We start from the raw sequence: 22261 nt of genomic DNA, 5'->3' as shown, positions 1-22261 counted from the left end.
GGTCGCAGGGAATCCTAACGACGTAAGCCGACCCAGGCCCTGTCGCCTGTTGCAGAGACGAATGAAGAGCGAAGAAGTTTCTGCAGGCAATGCGCTGTTGGTCTTCATGTCTTATTTGTCAGTTAGGAGGATGCATTCAGAGCGCGACACGGCAGCCCTGCAGGTGCCTGGGTCGTTGATTGCAGTTGATGACTTCTGACGCTGGAGCATGGCGACGCGTCACCTACCGGAAGATCAAATGCTGCCGCTTGCCTCTTTGGACTGCAGTCGCGCAAATGCATTGGAAGGCGATCTGTCGAAGCGCGATCCAGCGCAGCGTCAGCCCTTCATCCAGCCTGACGGCTAGAGTCCAGCAGCATGTTGCGTGCTCAGCGTGTCTAACCTTAAATCTATGTATGCCATGTTGGGAGCATAGGTGCCTTCAGCGTCTGCTCTACCAAGCGTGATTCAGTGGGATGAAACTACGTCGGATGGGATGAGTATCATCGGCGCCTAGAGAAACGCCCCCCGATTAGCCAATCTCCAGCTCATTCATGTCGAAGATGCTCTTCGCGCTCCATGAAACTCGCCGTAACGCAGAGGCCTTGCATGCTGATTTCCCACTCAGATCCACAATGTGGAACAGGTGGATGCTGCCCCGGCGGCGCACTTTCCACTCGGTACCGTATGCATGTTGGACGAGGCATCGCCTCGCTCTTCATCTGCTTGAGTCGCCGCTACCAACCAGTGGCAGCTGCGGCAGCAGCCCTACCGTCCCGCAGTCTCGGAGATGGCGCGACCGAAAAAGTACTGGTCGGTGAGACAGAATTTCTACCGAATCGTGAATCAAGTTCACGTAACCAATTCGAGACGTCACCTTCTTTCGAAGAAATGGACACTCTTCGAAGGCACGATTCCGGTCGAAACTCGCTCTTCTCCACCCGATATAGGCCCCTAACCCACTCGTCCACTTGCATCCCGCTTCCGGTCAGAACTTGACATTCAAGCTTTACGCACATCTCACGAATGCCGGCGCATACCGGTAATCCCCCACTTCTAGCAGACTCCGGAAGTGGATTTAAGCGGGCAGTGTCAGTTTCTGCATGGGCGTGATACCGTCGAGGGCCATGTTCTGGCGCTCATGGTTGTATATCCACACTCAGCGCGTGGCCCTTTCCTGAACCTGTTCGATAGTGTTGAACAGGGTTCGCGCCAGCCAAGCGTAACGGGCTGTGCGGTTGTAACGTTCAACGATAGCGTTCTGTTGCAGCTTTCCCGGTTGGATGTCCTCAATCCGGACACCCTGTTGCTGGGCCTAGGCTAGCAGTGTGCCATTGACGTATTCAGAGCCGTTGTCGCAGCGAATTTCACCGAGTTTCCCCCGCCGTTCGATGATCTGTTCCAGCGAGCGGATCACCCGTGCCGATGGCAGCGACAGGTTGACTTCGATTCCCAGGCCTTCGCGATTGAAGTCATCTAGCGCGTTGAACAGCCGGAACTGCGACCGTCTGCCAGTTGGTCGTGCATGACGTCCATCGACCACACCTGGTTGATCGCTTCCAGTACCGCCAACGGCTCGGGCTACGCCCGCATCAGACGCTTCTTCGGCTTGATCCGCAGGTTCAACTCGAACTGGCGGTAAATCCGATACACCCGCTTGTGGTTCCAGCACAGGCATTTCACGCTGCGCAGGTACAGGTAGCACTGGCCGAAGCTCCAGTCGCGATGGACGGTGGTCAGCCGTACTACCCAGTCGGCGATCCGAGCGTTCTCCTACAGACATTGGCCTAGTACCGATAGCATGTCTCGCTCACCGCAAACGTCCAGCAAGCGTGGCGGATGTGCTCGATCGCCCACTGTCCACCACCCATCGGGCGATCTCACGGCGTTGAGATGGCCTCGCCATTATTCTGACATCGCCTCCTTCAGCAGTTCTGCGCTGTTCTGGGCGTCGATGTACATGTTCTTCAGCCGCCGGTTCTCATCCTGCAACTCTTTGGGCTGGGACATCAGCGACGCATCCATGCCGCCGAACCTGCTGCGCCAGTTGTAGAACGTGGCCGAGCTGATGCCGTGCTCGCGGCATAGCTCCGGAACGTGGGTGCTCGTCTGGGCCTGCGTAAGCACGGCAATGATCTTGCTATCGATCAAGCGGGACTATTTTCATGGAATCTCCTCACCTCAGGGTACGAGAAGATTCCACTTATGAGGTTAGCTAATTGTCGGGGGATCCACCCCACATTTCATGAGAATAATCTCAAAGTAGGGCAAGTGATCTTGCTTTAGCATCACAAGAATTCCAAAAGACTTGGGCACACAAGCTCCTGCCTCAAAGCGTAGCCAGACGACGTGCTACTCGGAAAGCCAGTTGTTTGTGCAATCAATTTTCTTGGAATTCTGAGTGAAGATCGTTCCACCAACTTTAACTGGCAGCTGTTGTACCCCCAGAAATCCAGTTCACTTTGGGTGGCATTTTAGGGAGAGACCTACTGCGGCTTCTAGCGGGCTCTCCCTTTTTTTGACCTCAAGAGAGAGAGCCAAAATGCATCCACGTTCCAACCTGCTCGGGCTGGCCGTTCGTCATGCCCTGATTTCGAGTGTAACCATAACCGCTGCCACTCCAGCCTTTGCACAGGACAGCATTCCCACCACCCTTGATCGCATCGAAATCACAGGGTCGCGTATTCGCCAGGTGGATGTCGAAACCGCTCAACCCGTGTTTGCTATCAGCCGCACTGATATCGAACAACAAGGTTTCAGCTCCGTCGCCGATATCCTGCAGAACGTCACCGCCATGGGCAGCCCCACAATCAGCCGCGCCAACGCGCTGACGGCCGGCGAGAATGCGGGGGGCACGTATATCGACATGCGCAACCTAGGCACCCAGCGTACGTTGGTGCTGATCAATGGTAAGCGCCTGGGCATCAGCACATCCGGTTACCAGGATGTGTCCTCGCTGCCAGTTTCGTCGGTTGAGCGCATCGAAGTGCTGAAGGACGGCGCGTCGGCCATTTACGGTTCCGATGCCATGGCTGGTGTGGTCAACATCATCACCCGGTCCAACGTCAGCGGCACCACGATCAATGCTTACATGGGACAGTACGGCAGTGGCGACGGTCAGCGCACCCGTTTTGACGTCGTTTCCGGCTGGAGTACCGACCGCATTTCCTTGACGCTTTCGGGCGAGCATTCTGAAGAGGATGAGGTATGGGCTAAGGATCGCTGGTTCAGCAAGTATGGTCTGACGGACCGTCATCCCAATGACACCACTAACTGGACCACGGTCAGCCAGTGGGGTCAGATCACCGGCCTGAAGGGTGGCCCCGGTTGCACCAACGCCAGCAGTGGATGTGGGTATTCACTCAATCGCGGTACCGATCCAACGAGCCCCTCCAACTACCACAAGACCGACACCACACCGTTCATCGGCGACGTCAGTAATGCGAATGACCAGATGCACGTGATGTATCCAATCAAGCGCGACGCTGTGTACTTTGACGGCCGCTTCAGGATCACCGAGAGCATCAACTTCCGGACCGAGTTTGGCTACAATGAGCGCACCTCAACCCGCCAGATCGCCGGCTATCCACTGCAGTCCAGCGCCGCCGGGGTCGGTCCGATGTCGATCGACAGCTACTTCAACCCGTTCGGTACCCAGCACGGATATGCCACTCCGACGGCCGTAGCTTGGAATCGCCGGACATGGGAGGTGCCGCGTGTCACCACAAGCGAGCTGAAAACCTACCGTGCAGTAGCATCGTTCGACGGTTCGTTCGATATCGGTGACCGCTATTTCGACTGGGAAGTTGGCTACCAGTACAATCGCAACGAGCTCGATTCGGTTGCCGTCGGCAACCTGCATAAGGGGCGTGTCGCCGCAGCGGTCGGGCCGTCCTACTACAACGCCAGCACCGGCAAGGTGGAATGCGGCAAGCCCGGCGTACCGGCCATCAACTGCACCCCGTGGAATCCGCTGGTGCCCTACGGCACAGTCGGTCCAAACGGCTTGACAGGCAACAGTACATTGTTGGATTGGTTGTTTCCGGCCGAATACACCAAGGGCAAGACCACTAGCAAGAACTTCTTCGCCAACATTGCCGGCAGCATCGTCACCCTGCCGGCTGGCGACCTAGGTTTCGCCTTTGGCGTGGAAAGCCGCAAGGAAGCGGGTGAGTACATCCCCGATCCACTGGCCCAGACCGGTGCCACCACCAACCTGGCCGCAGGCCCCACCGGCGGTGATTATCAGGTCAACGAGGCCTACCTAGAAGTCAACGTTCCGGTGCTGGCCGATCTGCCCGGTGCCAAGGAGCTGAGCTTCAACGCGGCTACGCGTTATTCCGACTACGATACGTTCGGTGACACGCTTAACAGCAAGTTCGGCTTCAAGTGGAAGCCGCTGGGGCAGCTGCTGGTCCGCGGCACTTGGGCAGAAGGCTTCCGCGCCCCGACCATCAACGATCTGTACGGCGGTGGCTCGGAAACGTTTGCACAGTTTAGCGATCCTTGCGACACCGTATTTGGCGCCTCCAAAAGCAGCGCTGAAGTCCGTACTCGCTGTGCGCGTGACATCGCCAATGCAGACACTTTCCGGCAGCTCAAGCAGGGCATGACGCCGGTGACCACCGCCACCGACGCCACACCAGTTCCGTTCGCCTCTGGCTCCAATCCGACACTGACCCCTGAAACCTCCACCAGCAAGACGCTTGGCGTGGTTTGGAGCCCCAGTTTCATCAGCAACTTCAATGTCTCGCTGGACTGGTGGAATATCCGCATCGATAACACCATCGTTGCCGACAGCCCCAACCAGATCCTGATAGATTGCTACGAGCAAGGGATTACCCCACGTTGCAGTCGCCTGACTCGCGATCCGACCACCGGCATTGTCAGCACCCTCCTGTTCGGCAACCGTAATGCCGGCTTCATGGAGACCGAGGGCTACGATATGGATCTGAGCTACCGCTTGGATACCGACTACGGTAAGTTCAACGCTGGTTGGGCCACCACCTACGTCAGCAAGAATATCTACCGTTCGACCAACGACACTAAAGTGGTTCCGACTCCAACCAATGGCATCGGAAGCGGCTTCCGTATTCGCTCTAATCTAGCGTTGGGTTGGGAGCTGGAAAACCTCGGCATCAGTTGGACCGCGCGCTACTACTCCGGGGTCAAGGAACAATGCGCCAGTATCAGCCTGTACCCGGCCGAGTGCTCCGATCCGGGTGTTTATGCCCCATGGTATAAGGGAACGCGCAACTACAATGAGCGTGGCTCTGTCACCTTCCACGATGTTCAAGTCCGTTACACACTGCCGTGGCATGCCACCGTGGCCATCGGTGCCAATAATGTGTTCGACAAGTACGGCCCTGTCATGTACAGCAAGCCGAACTCCGCCTTCTCGTACTACGGCGGCTACGACATCGGCCGCTTTGTCTACATGAAGTACCAGCAGCGCTTCTGATCGGCAGCTTCCCCCGCCGATGCAGCAGGAACCACGGCCCTTACGGGCCGTGGACTTCTTGTCAGGCTTGGACGTCGGACCGACATCCCCCGCTTTCAGTAGCGGGACTCTTTAGAGTCCGGGGTTAATCCTAGCGGCTTTTGCAGCCAGTTGTTCTGCATAAGCGGCTGGCGTCGGTCCGCCTAGCAATTCCTTCGGCGGCTCCTCGTTGTATTCCCTCCGCCACATTTCGATCTCGATACGGGCGTGCAGTGGTGTCGGGAACCAGTACTCGTTGAGGCATTCATCGCGTAGGCACCCATTGAAGCTCTCGATGTAAGCACTCTGGTTTGGTTTGCCCGGCTGGATCAACTGAAGTTGCACACCGCGTTCGTGTGCCCATGTCACCCTCGCCTTGCCACAGAACTCCTTCCCGTTGTCCGTCCGGATCACCTGCGGCAAGCCACGCGTTTGCGCCAAATATTCCAGTACCCGCGTCTCTCGATGGTCGGGGATCGCTCGTTCCACCTCGATTGCCACCGCTTCGTGCGTGGCATCGTCAACGATTGTCAGTGCCTTGATCACCCGGCCCTCGGCGGTGCGGTCGAATTGAAGTCCATGGACCAGACCTAGTTGGCCATCTCAGGTCGCGGCAACGGCTGCCGCTCGCCCACGGCGACCATTTTGCGCTTGCGTCGCCGCACTTGCAGTTGGGCTTCTTGGTACAACTGCTCTACACGCTTGTAGTTCCCCGGCCACTGCTCCTGCTGAAGTTCAAATGGATCATCCCCACGCCGTAGCACTTGTGCCGCTGCGCCGGAGCCTGGATGCGCTCGCGCAGCTCGACACTGCGGTCAGGATGGGGCGTGTAACGCAAAGCGCTGGCGCTCATCCGCACCACCGCCAACGCCCGGCGCTCGCTCAGCCCCCGCTCTACCAAGTGTCGCACCAGCACTCTATGTGCCGGTGCGATCACCATTTTCTTCGCGGGGCGTCGTTGATCACGTCATTCTCGAACATCTGTTCGGCCAGTAGCTTCTTAAGCCGAGCGTTCTTCGCCTCAAGATCCTTCAACCGCTTTGCATCTGGCACGGTCATCCCACCGAATCTGCTGCGCCATAGGTCATACGATGCCTCGCTGAAACCATGCCCTCGGCACTGTTCCTTGACCAGTTTTCCGGCCTCGGCCTCACGCAGGAAGCCGATGATCTGCTCTTCGGAAAAGCGTTACTTCACGTCCAATCTTCGTCTCGTTGGGGATTGGACTCAAAAATCGGCCTGCGATTCAAAAGCGGGGGGCATCGCCCACTTGGGCATGTGCAGAGGTTACTCGAACTGATGCTCTTCTCATCGAACAACTCTGGAGTGAGTGTCTCGGTACCTGCTTGCTGGATCACGGCAATGATCTGCCCGTCAGTAGAACGAGTTCTCCAATGGCAACTCCCTAGGAAGGCACATCAGAAGGCTTAGCTTCTGACATCGGCCACTCTTCTAGAAGCATTGAAATACTGCGCCGGTCCTCAGATTAGTCGTATAGACCCACTCTGAGAGGTGCTGCATCCTCACACCTACCTAAACAATAGGCAGTAGTGGTCAGCAGTATGTCTACTAGATTCAATGTGCCCATTCTATCTATCGAGATGCTAAGGCAGGCTTCGGGACTTGGAAAAGGACTTTCGTGTTCCTTCCCAAATCAAAAGCGTGGCTTGTTGTGTCGCACCCGTTTCGGTGTCCACAGCGCTGCACTACTGGTCGCACTAATTGCAGGTGTATCGAGAGATTGCGTTGCCGCACAGGGGGCTTCCGCTATTAATCACCCAAGTGCGCAAGCGCGTGTGAATCCGGTAGCAACCTATAGCTCGGCGATCGCGCTTGATGCTGAAAGCCTCCATGCTCAAGCGCGGGTATTGTTCGACGCTTTGGATGGGACCGAGCTCAAGAACCGAGCAGCCGTGCCATCGGCCGTCAATCTTGTCGCGCTGGGGCGCTTCAGCGAAGCAAAAGTTGCTTTCTCCCGTATTGCAAATAGTGAAGATGTCCGGGATTCGAGCTATGCACAGCTATGGCAGCTATGGCTTGCAGCTCGCACTCATTCGGGAAAATCGGAAGAATTGCACAAGATGCTGCTTGAACATGCAGCAATGATCGGGAAGCAAGGCACTTATCATCAAGCCTTGGTGGAGCTCTATGGTGGTCAAGGTACGATAGATGCTGTATTTGCAGCTATCGACAGAGTGGCTGTCCAGGAGCCGCAGCGTCGTGATGCGCGAGCCGAGGCTGCCTTCTTCGCCGGCGGTTATCTGCAGTACGTTCGTCAAGATGAATCAGCCGCGCTGAGTCTATATCAGCGCGAGTTACCACATGCCAGCGAGTCGATCGAGCGACCGCTCTTACGAAGCGCGATCACTGCGCTAGCCGTTTCTCGCTAATCAACCTGATATCAGTAATTCCCGGGACCTCAGCGTTCAGGGAAGGAGAGCTTGTGAACAAAATCTTCTGTTCGGTCTGGAATGCAGCGCTCGGCACTTGGGTGGCCGCAAGTGAATTCGCTTCTGCCAGAGGGAAAGGCAAGCGAAAAGGTGGAGGCCGCCGTTCAGTTGCCCGCATTGGTGCGACCTCCGGTGTTGCATTGACTATAGCCTGTTTGGCTGGGTCGGCGTCGGCGTATGTTGCTGCGGGCGCTAGTGATTCTGGCGATGCTCGTAATATTGCAATCGGCGACGGAGGAACTGTCGCTGGATTGCAGCCTGCAGCTGCCTTTCAGATACCCAACGTTGCCATCGGTTACGCAGCCCAGGCAGGAGGTCCCCAAGCAAGCGCCGGGGGTGGTAGTGGTGGTGCGGTAGCCATTGGCGCAGAGGCTAAGGCATTAGGCATCCAATCGACAGCGCTCGGTGAGAATGCAGATGCAAGTGGCAACTGGGCAACTTCCTTAGGTGTCAATTCTACCGCCTCAGGTGAGAGTTCAGCGGCTTTGGGCGCAGATGCGGCCGCGACTGGGGACAAAAGCTTGTCGCTCGGCGAATCAACGCTCGCCAGCGGCATGAGCGGCATTGCGATTGGTTCGGCGGCAAATGCCACTGGGGATCATAGCGTCGCGCTGGGTGAGCAGGCGATGGCTGTTGGCGAATCCACCATCGCAGTGGGCGTTGCGGCATATTCCGAAGGTGATAGCGCCATTTCCATTGGTGATTCCGCCTCAGTCGACGGAACGAGTTCGATTGCGATAGGCCACGAGACCAGTGTCACCTCAAACGATTCGATCGCCATTGGTAGTGCCGCTGAGGCGCATGGAACCGCCTCCGTTGCAATGGGTGATAAAGCCGTTGCTAGCGGTCATTTCAGTACGGCGCTGGGGCGCAATGCCGCTGCTCGCTTCCAAGGAGCCACGGCGTTGGGTTTTGCCACCAACGCGGATTATGACGGAACAGCGGTTGGTTCAGGGAGCAGTGCTGGAGAGAGTGCTGTTGCAGTGGGTCATCTGGCCAATGCGACGATGATTGGCGCCACTGCAATGGGCTACAACGTTTCCGCAACAGGCTACTATTCCGTCTCCGTGGGCAGCTACAGCCAGGCTCTCGGGTATGGCGCGGTGGCAGTGGGTGGTGCCTATGGCGCTGGCGCAAGCGCTCTCTTGGACGACAGCGTGGCGCTAGGCAGCTTTTCAGTAGCCAAAACGAATCCTGGCGTGGCTGGCTACGACCCAGCGATCAAGGCGGCCTCGGCCAGCACCTCCGCAACTTGGACAAGCACCCTGGGAGCGCTCAGCGTTGGCGACGAAGCCAATGGCAAGACCCGCCAGATCACCAGCGTGGCTGCCGGTTTCGCCGACACTGATGCGGTCAACGTAGCCCAACTGAAGAACGTTGTGTCCGGCTCGGCTACGCACTATTACAGCGTGAACGACAACGGCATAGTCGGAGGTAACTACAACAACGACGGCGCCACGGGCACTAATGCACTTGCCGCTGGCTTCAATGCCTCTGCCAGCGGGACTTCCGCCACGGCCCTTGGGTACGGGGCGAAGGCCAGTGGGGGTATGTCCATTGCCGTGCGTGGCTCTGCATCTGGCGATCGCTCCATTGCCATCGGTGATGCCGCGACTGCATCGATAGGCCATGCAGTGGCTATCGGCAGCTCATCGCAGGTTGATAGCATCTACGGCGTCGCTATTGGCTACCAGGCTGCAGCATTGGGCACCGGTGCGGGAAACATTGCCATAGGCGATGGAGCCAAGGCCACTGGCGGCAGTGCTACCGCCATGGGTTACAACGCCAAAGCCAGGACGCTGAACTCAACGGCACTGGGCGCAGGGGCCGATGCCGCAGACGATTTCTCGGTGGCGGTGGGCGTCTCCTCTCTAGCGCAGAAAGCATCGTTGACCTCTGGATACTTGTCCAAGGCCACCGGCCAGAGTTCTGCCGCCTATGGTTACGACGCCAGGGCCTTGGGAGACTACTCCGTGGCACTGGGCAGCAATACTAAAGTATCGGTGACGGAGGGCGTTGCGCTGGGCAAGTCCTCGGTGGCTGACATTGCGGCAGGCGTGGCGGGTTATGACGCTGTTACCAAGGCCGCATCGACCAACGCCACTTCGACGTGGAGGAGCACGTCCGGCGCTGTCAGCGTCGGCGAAGCCCTCAACTTCAAGACCCGCCAGATCACGAACCTGGCCGCAGGCGCGCTGGATACTGACGCCGTGAACGTGGCTCAGTTGAAGAAAGCAGTGACAGCTTCAACGACCCACTACTACAGCGTGAACGACGGTGGCATAGCTAGAAGCAACTTCGACAACGACGGTGCGACCGGCATCAACGCTCTGGCGGCTGGTATAGGCGCAGCCGCCGCTGGTCAAAGTGGCATTGCCGTAGGGAATGTGGCGAAGGCCACCAACCTCGATACCATTGCAGTGGGTCATAACGCAACGGCGTCGAGTGCCAATCCAGCCCATAGTGACATGATCGCCATTGGTCTGAATGCGACCGCTTCCAGCGACCATGCGTTGGCCATCGGGACATCCGCCGCAGCAACGAGCAATAACACGACTGCACTGGGGAACAATGCCAAGGCGAGTGGGCCTGCGGCTTCAGCATTGGGGCACACTGCCTCTGCCAGTGGCTCCTACAGCGCCGCACTGGGCGCGAATGCCACCGCGTCCGGAGGCAGTGCGGTGGCAGTCGGAAACGCGTCCAAAGCCAACGGCGACAACTCGGCGGCGATCGGTTACCAGGCCACAACTTCGGCGACCAACTCAATCGCAATTGGTAACACTGCGAAGGCTGACACCGGATCCACCAGCGCCATTGCTATCGGAAATGCGGCGACGGTTTCCGCCGGAGCGGTCAACTCGATCGCCCTGGGTAGCGTAGCGACGGTTTCCGTCGCCAACGGTATTGCCCTTGGCGCAAGCTCGGTGGCCAGTACCGCTGCCGGCGCTGCGGGGTACGACCCCTTGACGAAGCTGGCATCCACCAATACCAGTGCCACCTGGAAAAGCACTCTGGGCGCCGTCAGCGTAGGCGATGCTGCTACTGGCAAGACCCGCCAGATCACCGGCGTCGCTGCAGGTTTTGCTGGCACCGATGCGGTCAACGTGGCGCAGTTGAGCATGGCCACCGCCAACGCGGTGATGTACGACGACAGCACCCACAACAGCGTGACCCTGCAGGGCGACACCTATGACAGCGTCACGCACAACGGGGGCACCACGATTACGAACGTGGCCAACGGCGTAGCCGACAGCGATGCGGTGAACATGTCGCAGCTCAACGAGACGAATGAAAACGTCACGAACCTGGGCGACACCATCACCAACATCGCTGGCGCCACCAGTCTCACCTACACCGACGCCCATGGCGTAGGCATTCGCTATGCGCGGACCAACGAATCTGGCCTGGCCCAGAGCGACTCCTCAGCCGGAGGACAAGGCAGCACGGCGGTGGGCTACAACGCCACCTCCATCGGTGAGAGCAGTTTGGCGCTGGGCCGTGAAGCACAAGCCGTCAACGCCAATGACGTGGCACTGGGCGCAGGCTCGGTGACCGATGTGGCGGTAGGTACTGCTGGTGCAACCATTGCCGGTACTGCTTACGGCTTCGCTGGCACCAACCCGACCAGCACCGTCAGCGTAGGCTCGGTAGGTAATGAAAGGACCATCACCAACGTCGCCGCCGGCCGTCTGAACGCGGACAGCACCGATGCGATCAATGGTTCGCAACTGTTCGTTACCAACTCGGTGGTTGAACAGAACAGCACCGATATCACCAACATCACCAACAACCTCAACGACGGTACGATCGGCCCGGTGCAGCGCACTGGCACTGATCAACTGTCGTTGATTGCGGCCGGTGGCGATGCCAACGCGCCGGGTGCCGCTCAAGTGCTGACCAACGTCGCGGCGGGCGCGATCACTGACACCTCTACGGATGTGATCAATGGTTCGCAGCTGCACGAGACGAATGAAAACGTCACGAACCTGGGCGACACCATCACCAACATCGCTGGCGATACTAGTGTCACCTACACCGACACCCATGGCGTGGGCATTCGTTATGCGCGGACCAACGAAGCTGGCCTGGTGCAGAGCGACTCCTCGGCCGAAGGCCAGGGCAGCACGGCGGTAGGCTACAACGCCACCTCCATCGGTGAAAGCAGCTTGGCGCTGGGCCGTGAAGCACAAGCCGTCAACGCCAATGACGTGGCACTGGGCGCAGGCTCGGTGACCGATGTGGCGGTAGGTACTGCTGGTGCAACCATTGCCGGTACTGCTTACGGCTTCGCTGGCACCAACCCGACCAGCACCGTCAGCGTAGGCTCGGTAGGTAACGAACGGACCATCACCAACGTCGCCGCCGGCCGTCTGAACGCGGACAGCACTGACGCGATCAATGGTTCGCAGTTGTTCGCCACCAACTCGGCGATCGATACCTTGAGTGGTGAGATCGACACACTGGATCATGGCTCTGTGAAGTACGACCTCAACGGCGACGGGACGGTCAACTACAACACCATCACTCTGGGTGGCGACACCTATAACAGCACCACCAAGATCGGCGGCACCCGTATCAAGAACGTGGCGGCTGGCGTGGATGGTGGTGACGCGGTGAACGTGGACCAGTTGGACGCAGCCAAGACGCATTACTACAGCGTGAACGACAACGGCGTGCAAGGCGGCAATTACAGCAACGACGGCGCCACAGGCTCCGACGCCATTGCTGCGGGTAAGGAGGCTAAGGCAGCGGGCGATGAAGCGGTCGCTATCGGCTACGGTGCGGTGTCGGCCGGTACCGGGAGTCTCGCCTTTGGTTCTGGTGCGCGGGCGCTCTGGCTCAATAGCCTGGCTATTGGATATGGCGCGGTGACAAACCACGCCAACAGCATCGCGCTGGGCGCTGGCTCGGTAACTACGGTAGGTGCCCAGGCGAGCTATGAAGGAGCCTACGTTGGCAACAGCAGCTCTACCGGTGAGATGAACATCGGTGGCCGCCAAGTTACCGGCGTCGCCGCGGGCTCAGCGCAGACTGATGCAGTCAACGTTAGTCAGCTGCAGGCCGGCGTGGCTCACGCAATCAATATATCGAACGAGTACACCAACAATCAGATTGGAGAGGTCAATACCCGAATCGATGGGATAGATAACCGCGTCACCACGGTCGAAGGCGACATCATTGATATCCGCGGTGACATCACTGACATCCAGGGCGACATCAATGATCTCGGCGATCGTGTCACCACCGTCGAGGGTGATGTCGAGGGTCTGACAGTAACGGTCAACGAGTTCGACAACCGCGTAACCGACATCGAGAACGGTGGTAGCGGCCCGTTCCAGATAACGCAGGGCGAGGCCTATGTTGCGCCGACGCCTGTCGGTGCCAACGCGGCGGCTGGTGGCAACGGGGCTGTCGCCAGTGGTGACAACAGTCTTGCCGTAGGCAACCAGGCCATAGCTAGCGGCAGCAGCAGCGTCGCATTGGGCCAGAATGCTAAGGCTAGCCATGACAACAGCGTGGCATTGGGACAGGGCTCAGCGACCGCGATTGGTGCGCAGACCGGCTACAACGCCGCCTACGTTGGTAGCAGCAACTCGTCCGGTGAAGTGAATATTGGTGGCCGTACGATCACCGGCGTGGCACCGGGCATCGCAGATACGGATGCCATCAATGTCAGCCAGCTTAATGCCGGCGTGCGCCATGCGATCAGCGAATCCAACAGCTATACGGACGACCGCATCGAGAAGATCCAGAACGACGTTTGGACGTCCAACAACGACCTGCGGCGCGATATGAACGCAGCAGTGGCCAGCGCATTGGCAGTGAAGCAGGCGCCGTGGGTGCCGGGAAAAACCACCTACTACGCGGGCGTTGCTGCTTACCGCGATCAAGGCGCCGTGGGCTTGAGTCTGCGTCGTACAGCGGACAATGGGCGCTGGAGCTTGGAGGGTGGCTTCACCCAGAACCGCGACGGCAGTGGCGCGTATGTAGGTGTCAGTGGAGTGCTTGGCGACTGACCGACGCAAGTGTGCGTAGCCCGAGTGAAGCACCGCGTCAGCAGCGTAGGCGCGGCGACTTCACGGCAGATGAATTGCATAGGAACTGACTCAAATGATCAAAAGAAACATGCTTGTCGCGTTTGTCGTTGTCATTGCATGCGCGTCACCTGTGAACGCGGCGCTGCCAGTGAAGGTTTCCGGGTCCATCGGTGATGTTTCGTTTCCTGACAAGTCGCATTCCTATCTGTCAGAAGGCGATTTCGTCAGCGTCGGGAATCTGCGTCAGATGAGACCGGGGCTCGGCAAGGACCAGGTACGGCTTCTGTTGGGAAATCCGCACTTCACGGAAGGAGTGTTCGGTTCGAGGGAGTGGAACTACGTTTTCAATTTCAGGACTGGTGTTGGCGAGGGATACATCACCTGCCAGTATCAGGTGCGTTACGAGAGAAAGGACGGGGAGTACCTCGCACAGTCGTTGCACTGGGATGAATCGGCGTGCATGGACCTATTGAACTTGGAGCCGGCAAGCGTACAGCGAGAGACGTCCGTCACAAGGGTACCGGACGATAGGAAGTACGTCCTGTCAGATGATTTGCTGTTTCCGCTCGGCAGCTGGATATCTTCAGAGATCGCCTCACGAGGGCAGGAGGAGCTTCAATTACTGGCGAAGAATGTTCTGGAGTCTGGCGCTTCTTCCTTAAAGATCATTGGCCATACCGATCGGCTCGGAACCGAGGCGGACAACCGTGTTCTGTCAGAACGCCGGGCCAGGAGCATCCGTGACTATTTGGTTGGGCGCGGCGTTGATGTGGAAATGACTAGCATCGAAGGTCGTGGCGAAAGTGAGCCGGTAAAGCACTGCGGGAACCTCCCAAGAAGCGAACTGATCCGGTGTTTGGCGCCCAATCGCCGTGTGGAGATCATGGTGACGGGATCTTCTCTCTGAGGACTGGGTAAACTGAAGAACTTTCCTAATGCCTCAGCCGAGGCAATCAAGAACATTGGAATTGATTCCATGTTCTGAATTTCCATCATTGGCCGCCTTCGGGTGGCTACCGCTTGCCTATACTTCAATCGTTCGATTGACGTCCGTGGGGAACAATGATTCGTGGCGACGGCCCTTAAGATAGATAGGAAGATGCTCAGAATAGTCTTATTCCAACGCGCCGAAATCGGGTCCACCATGGGGCGTCCCTGATAAAGACACTGTCGTGTGCATCAATTGTCCAATTTGTTTCGGCCTGTCAAAGAGTCGCGGATTCTCAACGGCTCGAGTCAAACAACTCGAGTGCATGGTTTGTGGCAATGAATTTGAGGACCAAGATACACGACTGACGTTGGTTGATTTTAGCGATGAGCTGGTCCGGCAAAAGTCCGAGGTATCTCCAACGGATATTGATATCGTCGAGACGATTGCAAGAAGGTTCGGAGCCGCGGAGGGACAGATGGTATCGCTGGACGTGACAGTTGCGCAGCTCATCAATCTTTGCGGTGAACCAGAGGCGCGATTTGAGGGCTATTTTTTCCCCGTCTACAGGTGGGAGTTTGAGGATGGTGATCACAGCCGTAGCACTTTACTGATCGTCGATCAAGGTGCACGCCGATTCAGCTTTTGCGTGTGAATGCAGATAGTCGGATTTTCAGGAACTGCGTGGCTACCGAGTATGGGATCGATCTCTGGCCTACCACCGCTCCTCAGCTCTTGCCCTTTGCGCGGTGGTCGGTTGGCCGATGTTCACGTTAATGCCGTGGCTCAAGCTGTTATCAAAACAGTCGCAACGCATTCCGCGTCCCGATTGGGCTGGGTTCGCTCAAGGAAGGAGGGTATCAGGATGACATCGGAACACTCTACGCCGGTAGACTCTTCTTCACGGACGGCGGTGAACGATCGTTTGACCATGCTGCCACGATGCTCGCGGCTAGAGCAGAAACTGCGTGAGCCGCGCAAGCCAGGACAACTAATGGCTGTACTGGTTATCGGCGTGGATGGTTTCGGCAACATCAACCAGCTCCACGGCCACGTCTTCGGAGACGAGCTACTGAAGGCAGTTGCTATGCGCATTCGTTCCGGCGTACGGGCTGGCAACCTGGTGGTGCGCCTTGGGGGGGACGAATTTGCGGTCCTAGCCGAGATCGAGGAATTCGGACAGGCCGCGACTATCGCCAAACGCCTGCTACATGAGATGCAGCAACCCTTTGTTGTTGATAGCAAAGAGATCGATGTCACGGTCAGCATCGGCGTCGCCATGGAGGCAGCCGTGGATGGCCAGTCCAGCCGACTGTTGGCCCGGGCAACCGCTGCGTTGACCGAAGCCAAAGAACTGGGGCGAAACCGTTACGCCGTGTTTGACTTAACGATGGGGAGCAGCCCTTCGGAGGTTGAGCTGATGGTGGGAGATCTGCGTCGTGCACTGCGAGCAGGCGAGTTCTTTCTGCTGTACCAGCCTAAGTTGGATTTCAGTAGTGGGTTGGTGGTTGGCATGGAGGCGCTACTGCGGTGGACTCATCCCGAACACGGCCAGGTCTCGCCGGATCACTTCATCCCCCTCGCAGAGAAGACCGGGATGATCACGGACATCGGTCGCTGGGTATTGGAAGAGGCGTGCCGGCAGATGCACGAGTGGCATGAAGACCAAATGGTTGATTGGCATGTATCGATCAATGCCTCCGTGTTCCAGATAAACTCGACAACTTTCTACGCAGACGTTGTTGACACCCTGAAACGCAATGAACTCGACCCGGAAGACTTGTGCATAGAGATCACCGAATCGGGTGCAATGCGGAACGTGGAGTTGAGCTTGATGACGCTGCGCAAGCTGTCGACTGACGGTGTGCGCATCTCGATGGACGACTTTGGAGTAGGTCATTCCAGCTTGTCACACCTAGCGAGATTTCCCGTACGGGAGCTCAAGGTGGATCGCAGCTTCGTTAGTCGCGTGACCGAATCCGTGGAGAGCGAAGCGATAGTCAGGGCGATCATCGGGCTGGCAAAGGCATTGGGGTTGGAAGTGGTGGCCGAAGGCGTTGAGTCGAGAGATCAACAGGCGCTGCTGGCCGAGATGGGATGCGACATGATCCAGGGCTTTTTGATCAGCCAGCCAATCCCATCATCTGATGTTCCAGTGTTGATAGCTAAGCTGCATGAACGGAAGAGAGCGCAGTACGAAAGTTGAAAACTCGAGCACAAAGTGCAGTGAACTGAGTGTATTGGATTCGATGAGAATATCCGCGCTTGCATGAGATTTGCGTCGATCTGAGCAGCGGTATTTACCTCTTTGCGTTGACGGGATTTCCCCAACCCTCAACGTGCCGGCCGCCAGCGAGTAAACCTGGCGCGAGACGCCCGCAAGGCACGTCGTGATCCGGCTTTTATTCCATGTGGCTACGTTTCCTGATCCGTTCAATCGTATTGGAGCGGAGCCCAATCACTAGAAAATCGGCATGAAGGAACCGGAGTCCGTCCAGGGGCAGATGATATCGAAAGAGCATAGCTATGCGTTAAGGCGACCCAGAGTATCGCCGGCACAGGCTCGACGAGCCCAGGTGCCGCTTACTGAAGTTCAAAGAGTAATGCGCAATTTATAACCAATCTGTCAATCACGCTTCGACTTAAAGTCGTTGCGTTCCGATTGGGTATTACAAACGCGAACTGTGCATCTGACTCTCTTGACTCTATAGCGCGCCATGTGAATTGGAGCTTGGTGCTCTGCCAGAGGATTCGCATCGACCACCGATCCCTCGCCTGCCGCTGCATTCAAATCAATCGGTGATCGCGCGCATAGGCATAAAGCTGGGCATCGTTCTCCAAGCCAAGCTTACGCATGGCATCCATCTTTTGCCGACTTATAGTTTTGACACTTCGACCCAATCGCTCGGCTATGCTGCTGACCGATTGCCCCGCCGCCAGCATTCGCACAACTTCGATCTCGCGAGGTGATAGCCGACCTTCACGGCTTAACCCGCTACGGTAACTACTGAGCTGGCTACGCAAGCCGGGAGATACAAAGACCCGTCGACTGGCTGCTGATCGAACAGCGATGGGCAACACATCCATGTCTTCAGTTTTCTCGATCAAACCTAATAGTCCGGCACGCAGTAATGAATCCAGAATGCCAATGTTTCCGATCATGGTCATCACAACTAAGGGCAATAACGGGTGTTCCTGCCGCACTTGCTGAATCAGCGCTGTGCCATCTGCAACTAGGCCTCCTGGCATGACAAAATCCGTCACAGCAACATCACATGCTGTCGTTTTCAGGCCGCTTAACAACTCATCGGTTGAGCGCGCCTCACCAACCACGCGAATATCATTGGCCTCAAGGATTGCCCGTGCACCCCGCAGCACAATGGGGTGATCGTCTGCGAGAAACACACGTAGCTGCATAGTTCCGACCGGATAGCAAGCCTATACTTGCCTCCAAGCATACGCCTAAAAAACAACTTCATGATCAGACTATGTCTTTACGATTAATGTTGCCGATCGTCGTGATTGCGGGGTTGCTATCGGTAGCCATGCAGTTGGCGCGCGCTCAATCGCCGGCGCTAACTCCATCGGAACAGGCCTGGCTGACGGCTCATCCTCAAATCGTCGTCGGGACCTACGAGGGCGGCTGGCCGCCCTTTGAGCAAATGCGTGACGGTCGCCTGGAGGGGTTAGCACCGGCCTATCTTCATCAAATGGCCGACCGTCTGAATGTCCGCTTATCTGTGCGGACCTTTGCTTCCTGGAGCCAAGCATTGGAAGCAGCCTGCAATGGGCAGGTGGACGTTTTGATGAACGTGGCCATCGTTTCGGAGAGAACAGCCTGCCTAGCCTTTACGACACCATACGCCAATATCACGCCTGTGCTGGTCGGGCAAGCCGGGAATGTTGAGGCGGGGCCTAGCAAGAGTCTTGCTGGGTTGCGCGTTGCTGTCGAGCGTGATTTTGCAACCGGCCCGGCGATTCGCGGCCGGTATCCCTTTGCCGAGCTAGTGGTCTATGAGAACACGGATGCAGCATTGGATGCCGTACGGACTGGACACGCGAATGTGTACGTCGGTAATCCCTTTGTGTTGGTTAGGCACCTTTCGGAGCCAGCCCGGCGGAGGCTCTCGATCCTTGGGCCGATCGACCTACCCACGGAATCCTTGCGCTTCGCAGTCCCGGACGATCGTAAACCCCTCGTGAGCGCGCTGGACAAGGCATTGCTCATGCTCGGGGAAGATGCCCGCAGCGCCATTGATGGCAAGTGGCTCGACCAGAGTGTGCCTTGGGCCAGTCATGCGGATGAAATGCCACTGACAACAGTGGAGCGATCATGGTTGGCGCAGCTGTCCCCATTGCGCTTGGGTTACGACGGGAGCTGGGAGCCGATCAGCTTTGCCGACCGCTCAGGTGCAATCAGCGGCATAGTGGGAGACTATGTCGGTATTCTGCAATCGCAACTTGGTCTGCGCTTCCAAGAGCGTGAAGCCGCCCGCCGCGACAATCTTTTGGTCCTACTCAGAAAGCACGAGGTTGATATCGCGCCGACCTCAACCAGCGCTCGTTTGAGCAAAGGCTGGGTCCTAACTGACCCGTTCTTGAGGCTCGCCAATGTGGTGGTTACACGGGGTGGCGCCACTCCTGTAAGCGATGTGGCGGACTTGAATGGCCGATCTGTGGTGGTGGTTGGCGAACGGCGTGCGCAACGCTTGCGCGAGCTTGCCCCCATGGCCGATGTGGAGCTGGTAAGCCGCCATAGCGACGGGTTAGCAAGAGTGGCAAATGGCCGTGCGTTTGCATACGTTGGCGATATTGTTTCGGCCGACAAGGCTATACGTGGCGGAGTGTTTCCCGGTCTACGAATTGCCGCTCCTGCTGGCTTTGATGACGAGCTAGCATTCGCAGTCAACGAGCGGCACCAGGCTCTCGTACCGATCATTAATCGCCTTCTCGCAAGAATGAGTGAACGCGAAAAACAATCCATCCGTGCAGGCTGGCTCGAGGTGGACCTGCACTACGGTGCAAGATGGCGCACGGTCTGGTTTGGCATTTTTGGTGCTGCCTTGATCATAGGATTGCTGGGGTTCGCATATTGGCGTACGCGGCGTGAAATCAAGCGTCGCCGGCTTACTGATCGATTGCTGGGTGATCTGACGCGCAACCTGCCCGTTGTCGTTTTCAAAATGTCTCAAGGTGAGTCCGGCGAGGTAACCATGCCATACCTCGCCGGAAGCACGCAGCGACTATTCGGCACTAACGCAGCGCGCTTGTCGGAAGATCCAGAAGCAATTTATGCGCTGCTAGCAGATGATGATCGGGTGTTGCTATCAACGGAATGGGAGCGCTCTTTTAAGGACCTGACACCGGTTGAGATGGATCTCCAGACAATAGATGCCCCTCCACGCTGGCTGCACGTCAATGCGGTGCCACGCGCAGTGGATGGTGGTTCGGTACATTGGAGTGGCTATTGGGCAGACGTCACGGAGGACCATGAGCGGTCTTCGGCACTATCGATCGCCAAGGAGCGTGCAGAGATCGCGGCAAAAGCCAAAGCGGACTTCTTGGCCGTCATGAGTCATGAAATCCGAACACCGATGAACGGCATCTGTGGACTGCTTGAGTTGGTCAGCCGTACGCCCCTGAACCCCTATCAGGAGCGCATGATCTCACTGGTGAAAGAGTCCGCCGAGGCACTGCGCGTCATCTTGGATGACGTCCTCGATTTTTCGCGGATGGAGGCCGGCGAACTCCGCATCGAGAATACAGAGATCGACCTGCGCACTGTGATCTGTGGTGCAATGAGTCTTGTCGCCGATTTGGCACGAAACAAGGGATTGGCACTCTCCTGCACCATCGACACGACGCTCGCCGGCAAGATCGCAGGCGATGGACCGCGATTGCGGCAGATACTACTGAACTTGCTCAGCAATGCCATTAAGTTCACAGAGCGCGGCAGCATTCGGGTTGCATTGCGGGTCGATGCCGACCTTGAACGAACACAAGCATGGTCGCTTTCGGTTACTGATACCGGCATCGGCATCCCGACCGAAGTCCAGGGACACTTGTTCCAACCATTCACCCAGGCCGACAGCTCTACTGCGCGTCGGCATGGCGGCACAGGGCTCGGCCTGACGATCTCGCATCGGCTTGCAGAACAGATGGGCGGTTGCCTGAAGCTCTCCAGCCGTGTAGGAGAGGGGACGACGCTTTGCCTTGCTATGGCGGCCGTCGTGCTTGAACGATCAACTTTCGATGAGGATCTCACCGATCGTGCAGCCTACGTTTCGTGCCAGCATTCTTCAGTGAGTGAGTCGTTGACTGAGATCCTTCGCACCCTCGGAATGACAATGGCCGCCACTGCCGAGACTGCTGATCTGATCATTACCGATCACGCTCGCGCCATGTCAGCGTTCAGGGCACGCACCGTGGAAGTCGCCGACATCTCTCCGCTAAGGGTCCAAGCGGATCAGATTAGCATCAACCCGATCCTATATACCGCTGTTCGAAACGCGTGCTTGTCTGTATTCAAGGAAGCACCCACCTCTTTTGAGATGCCCGCTCGGCGCGAGCGCGTTTGGTATCAGGCCCGCATCCTCGTGGCCGAGGATCACTCCGTAAATCGAATTCTGCTTGAGAGCCAACTGGCCGAATTAGGGTATGGGTGCGCGCTGGCGATCGATGGACGGTCGGCAATCACCCAACTCGACCGAGATGAATTTGACCTGCTGATCACGGACATCCAGATGCCCGGTCTGGACGGGTATGGTCTGGCACGTGCGGTACGCCAACAGGAGTTGGCTTCGGGCGGTGCGCGTCATATTCCGATCATTGCAATGACTGCTGGCGTGGAAGCTGAGGACGAAGCTAAATGCCGGGCAGCTGGTATAGACGACTACATGCGGAAACCAATTTCCATCGAGGATCTTCAACTGATCATTCAGAGATGGCTCCCTCAAAGCAGTCAACTACCCCAACCCCATGTCTTGGGCGGAGGTGAAACTTGCATTGACTTTGAAAGATTGGTTAAGCGCTTCGGTTCGCCAGCTATCGTAAATCTCGTGGCAACCGATTTTGTTGATGCGACAACTCTGGATCTTAATGAACTGCGTCAAGCTCACAGTATGGGCGACTGGGAGGCCGCTTCCCGTAGTTTGCATCGAATGGCGGGGGCACTGGGCATGTTCGGATTCCACGAACTGGCCTCTTCCGCAAAGGAGTTGACGCAAGCGATAGCCGGCGGAGATCTAAGTGCACAACGAGCATCGTTTGAGTCTCTGATGGATTGCATTGAAGTTGCGATCAACGTCGTACGTAGGATGGAGGCTAGGTAGCGTACTTGCTGATGTCAAATTGCCGTTAGGCGTTAAGTGATTCGTGCCGTGCGGAT

The 22261-nt window shown here is 57.4% G+C and carries 9 protein-coding genes and 2 pseudogenes; 8 read left to right on the top strand and 3 right to left on the bottom strand.

From position 1 onward, the window contains the following. Positions 1-61: 61 nt before the first annotated feature. On the top strand, positions 62-199 hold the full coding sequence (locus tag LR961_RS02780; RefSeq protein WP_232146896.1) for a hypothetical protein: 138 nt from the start codon (positions 62-64) through the stop codon (positions 197-199). Positions 200-1057: 858 nt separating this feature from the next. On the opposite strand, the pseudogene LR961_RS02775 reads toward LR961_RS02780, so the two are convergent. Continuing rightward, positions 1058-2130 (bottom strand): annotated as a pseudogene (locus LR961_RS02775) (IS3 family transposase). Positions 2131-2521: 391 nt separating this feature from the next. Here LR961_RS02775 and LR961_RS02770 point away from each other — a divergent pair. Further along, positions 2522-5440: a TonB-dependent receptor gene (locus LR961_RS02770; protein WP_232146895.1), complete on the top strand. Its 2919-nt coding sequence runs from the start codon at positions 2522-2524 to the stop codon at positions 5438-5440. A 111-nt stretch (positions 5441-5551) separates the two neighbouring features. On the opposite strand, the pseudogene LR961_RS02765 reads toward LR961_RS02770, so the two are convergent. Next, positions 5552-6655 (bottom strand): annotated as a pseudogene (locus LR961_RS02765) (IS3 family transposase). A 599-nt stretch (positions 6656-7254) separates the two neighbouring features. Between LR961_RS02765 and LR961_RS02760 the strand changes: the two are divergent. The 5 genes from LR961_RS02760 to LR961_RS02740 all read left to right on the top strand — a co-directional run bounded on the left by LR961_RS02760 (position 7255) and on the right by LR961_RS02740 (position 17080). Then, positions 7255-7848 (top strand): hypothetical protein, encoded by a 594-nt coding sequence (locus LR961_RS02760; protein WP_232146894.1) that lies wholly within the window; start codon positions 7255-7257, stop codon positions 7846-7848. Positions 7849-7901: 53 nt separating this feature from the next. Then, the gene (locus LR961_RS02755) at positions 7902-13925 is read left to right on the top strand and encodes an ESPR-type extended signal peptide-containing protein (RefSeq protein ID WP_232146893.1); all 6024 of its coding nucleotides are present in this window, start codon (positions 7902-7904) and stop codon (positions 13923-13925) included. A 94-nt stretch (positions 13926-14019) separates the two neighbouring features. After that, a complete protein-coding gene (locus LR961_RS02750; RefSeq protein ID WP_232146892.1) occupies positions 14020-14853 on the top strand; it encodes an OmpA family protein in 834 nt (277 codons plus the stop codon). A 346-nt stretch (positions 14854-15199) separates the two neighbouring features. Then, a complete protein-coding gene (locus LR961_RS02745) occupies positions 15200-15529 on the top strand; it encodes a hypothetical protein (RefSeq protein ID WP_232146891.1) in 330 nt (109 codons plus the stop codon). After that, the gene (locus LR961_RS02740) at positions 15530-17080 is read left to right on the top strand and encodes a bifunctional diguanylate cyclase/phosphodiesterase (protein WP_332311009.1); all 1551 of its coding nucleotides are present in this window, start codon (positions 15530-15532) and stop codon (positions 17078-17080) included. A gap of 581 nt (positions 17081-17661) precedes the next feature. Here LR961_RS02740 and LR961_RS02735 read toward each other — a convergent pair. Further along, positions 17662-18279, bottom strand: a complete 618-nt coding sequence (locus tag LR961_RS02735) for a response regulator transcription factor (protein ID WP_232146890.1) — start codon at positions 18277-18279, stop codon at positions 17662-17664. A 98-nt stretch (positions 18280-18377) separates the two neighbouring features. On the opposite strand from LR961_RS02735, the gene LR961_RS02730 reads away from it, so the two are divergent. After that, complete coding sequence (locus LR961_RS02730) at positions 18378-22205, top strand: transporter substrate-binding domain-containing protein (RefSeq protein WP_232146889.1); 3828 nt, start codon at positions 18378-18380, stop codon at positions 22203-22205. Positions 22206-22261 lie beyond the last annotated feature (56 nt).

The sequence above is a fragment of the Stenotrophomonas sp. SY1 genome (assembly GCF_021202945.1).
GTDB lineage: Bacteria > Pseudomonadota > Gammaproteobacteria > Xanthomonadales > Xanthomonadaceae > Stenotrophomonas.
The sequence above is the reverse complement of the archived record's forward strand: the minus strand, read 5'-3'. Positions and strand labels throughout refer to the sequence as shown.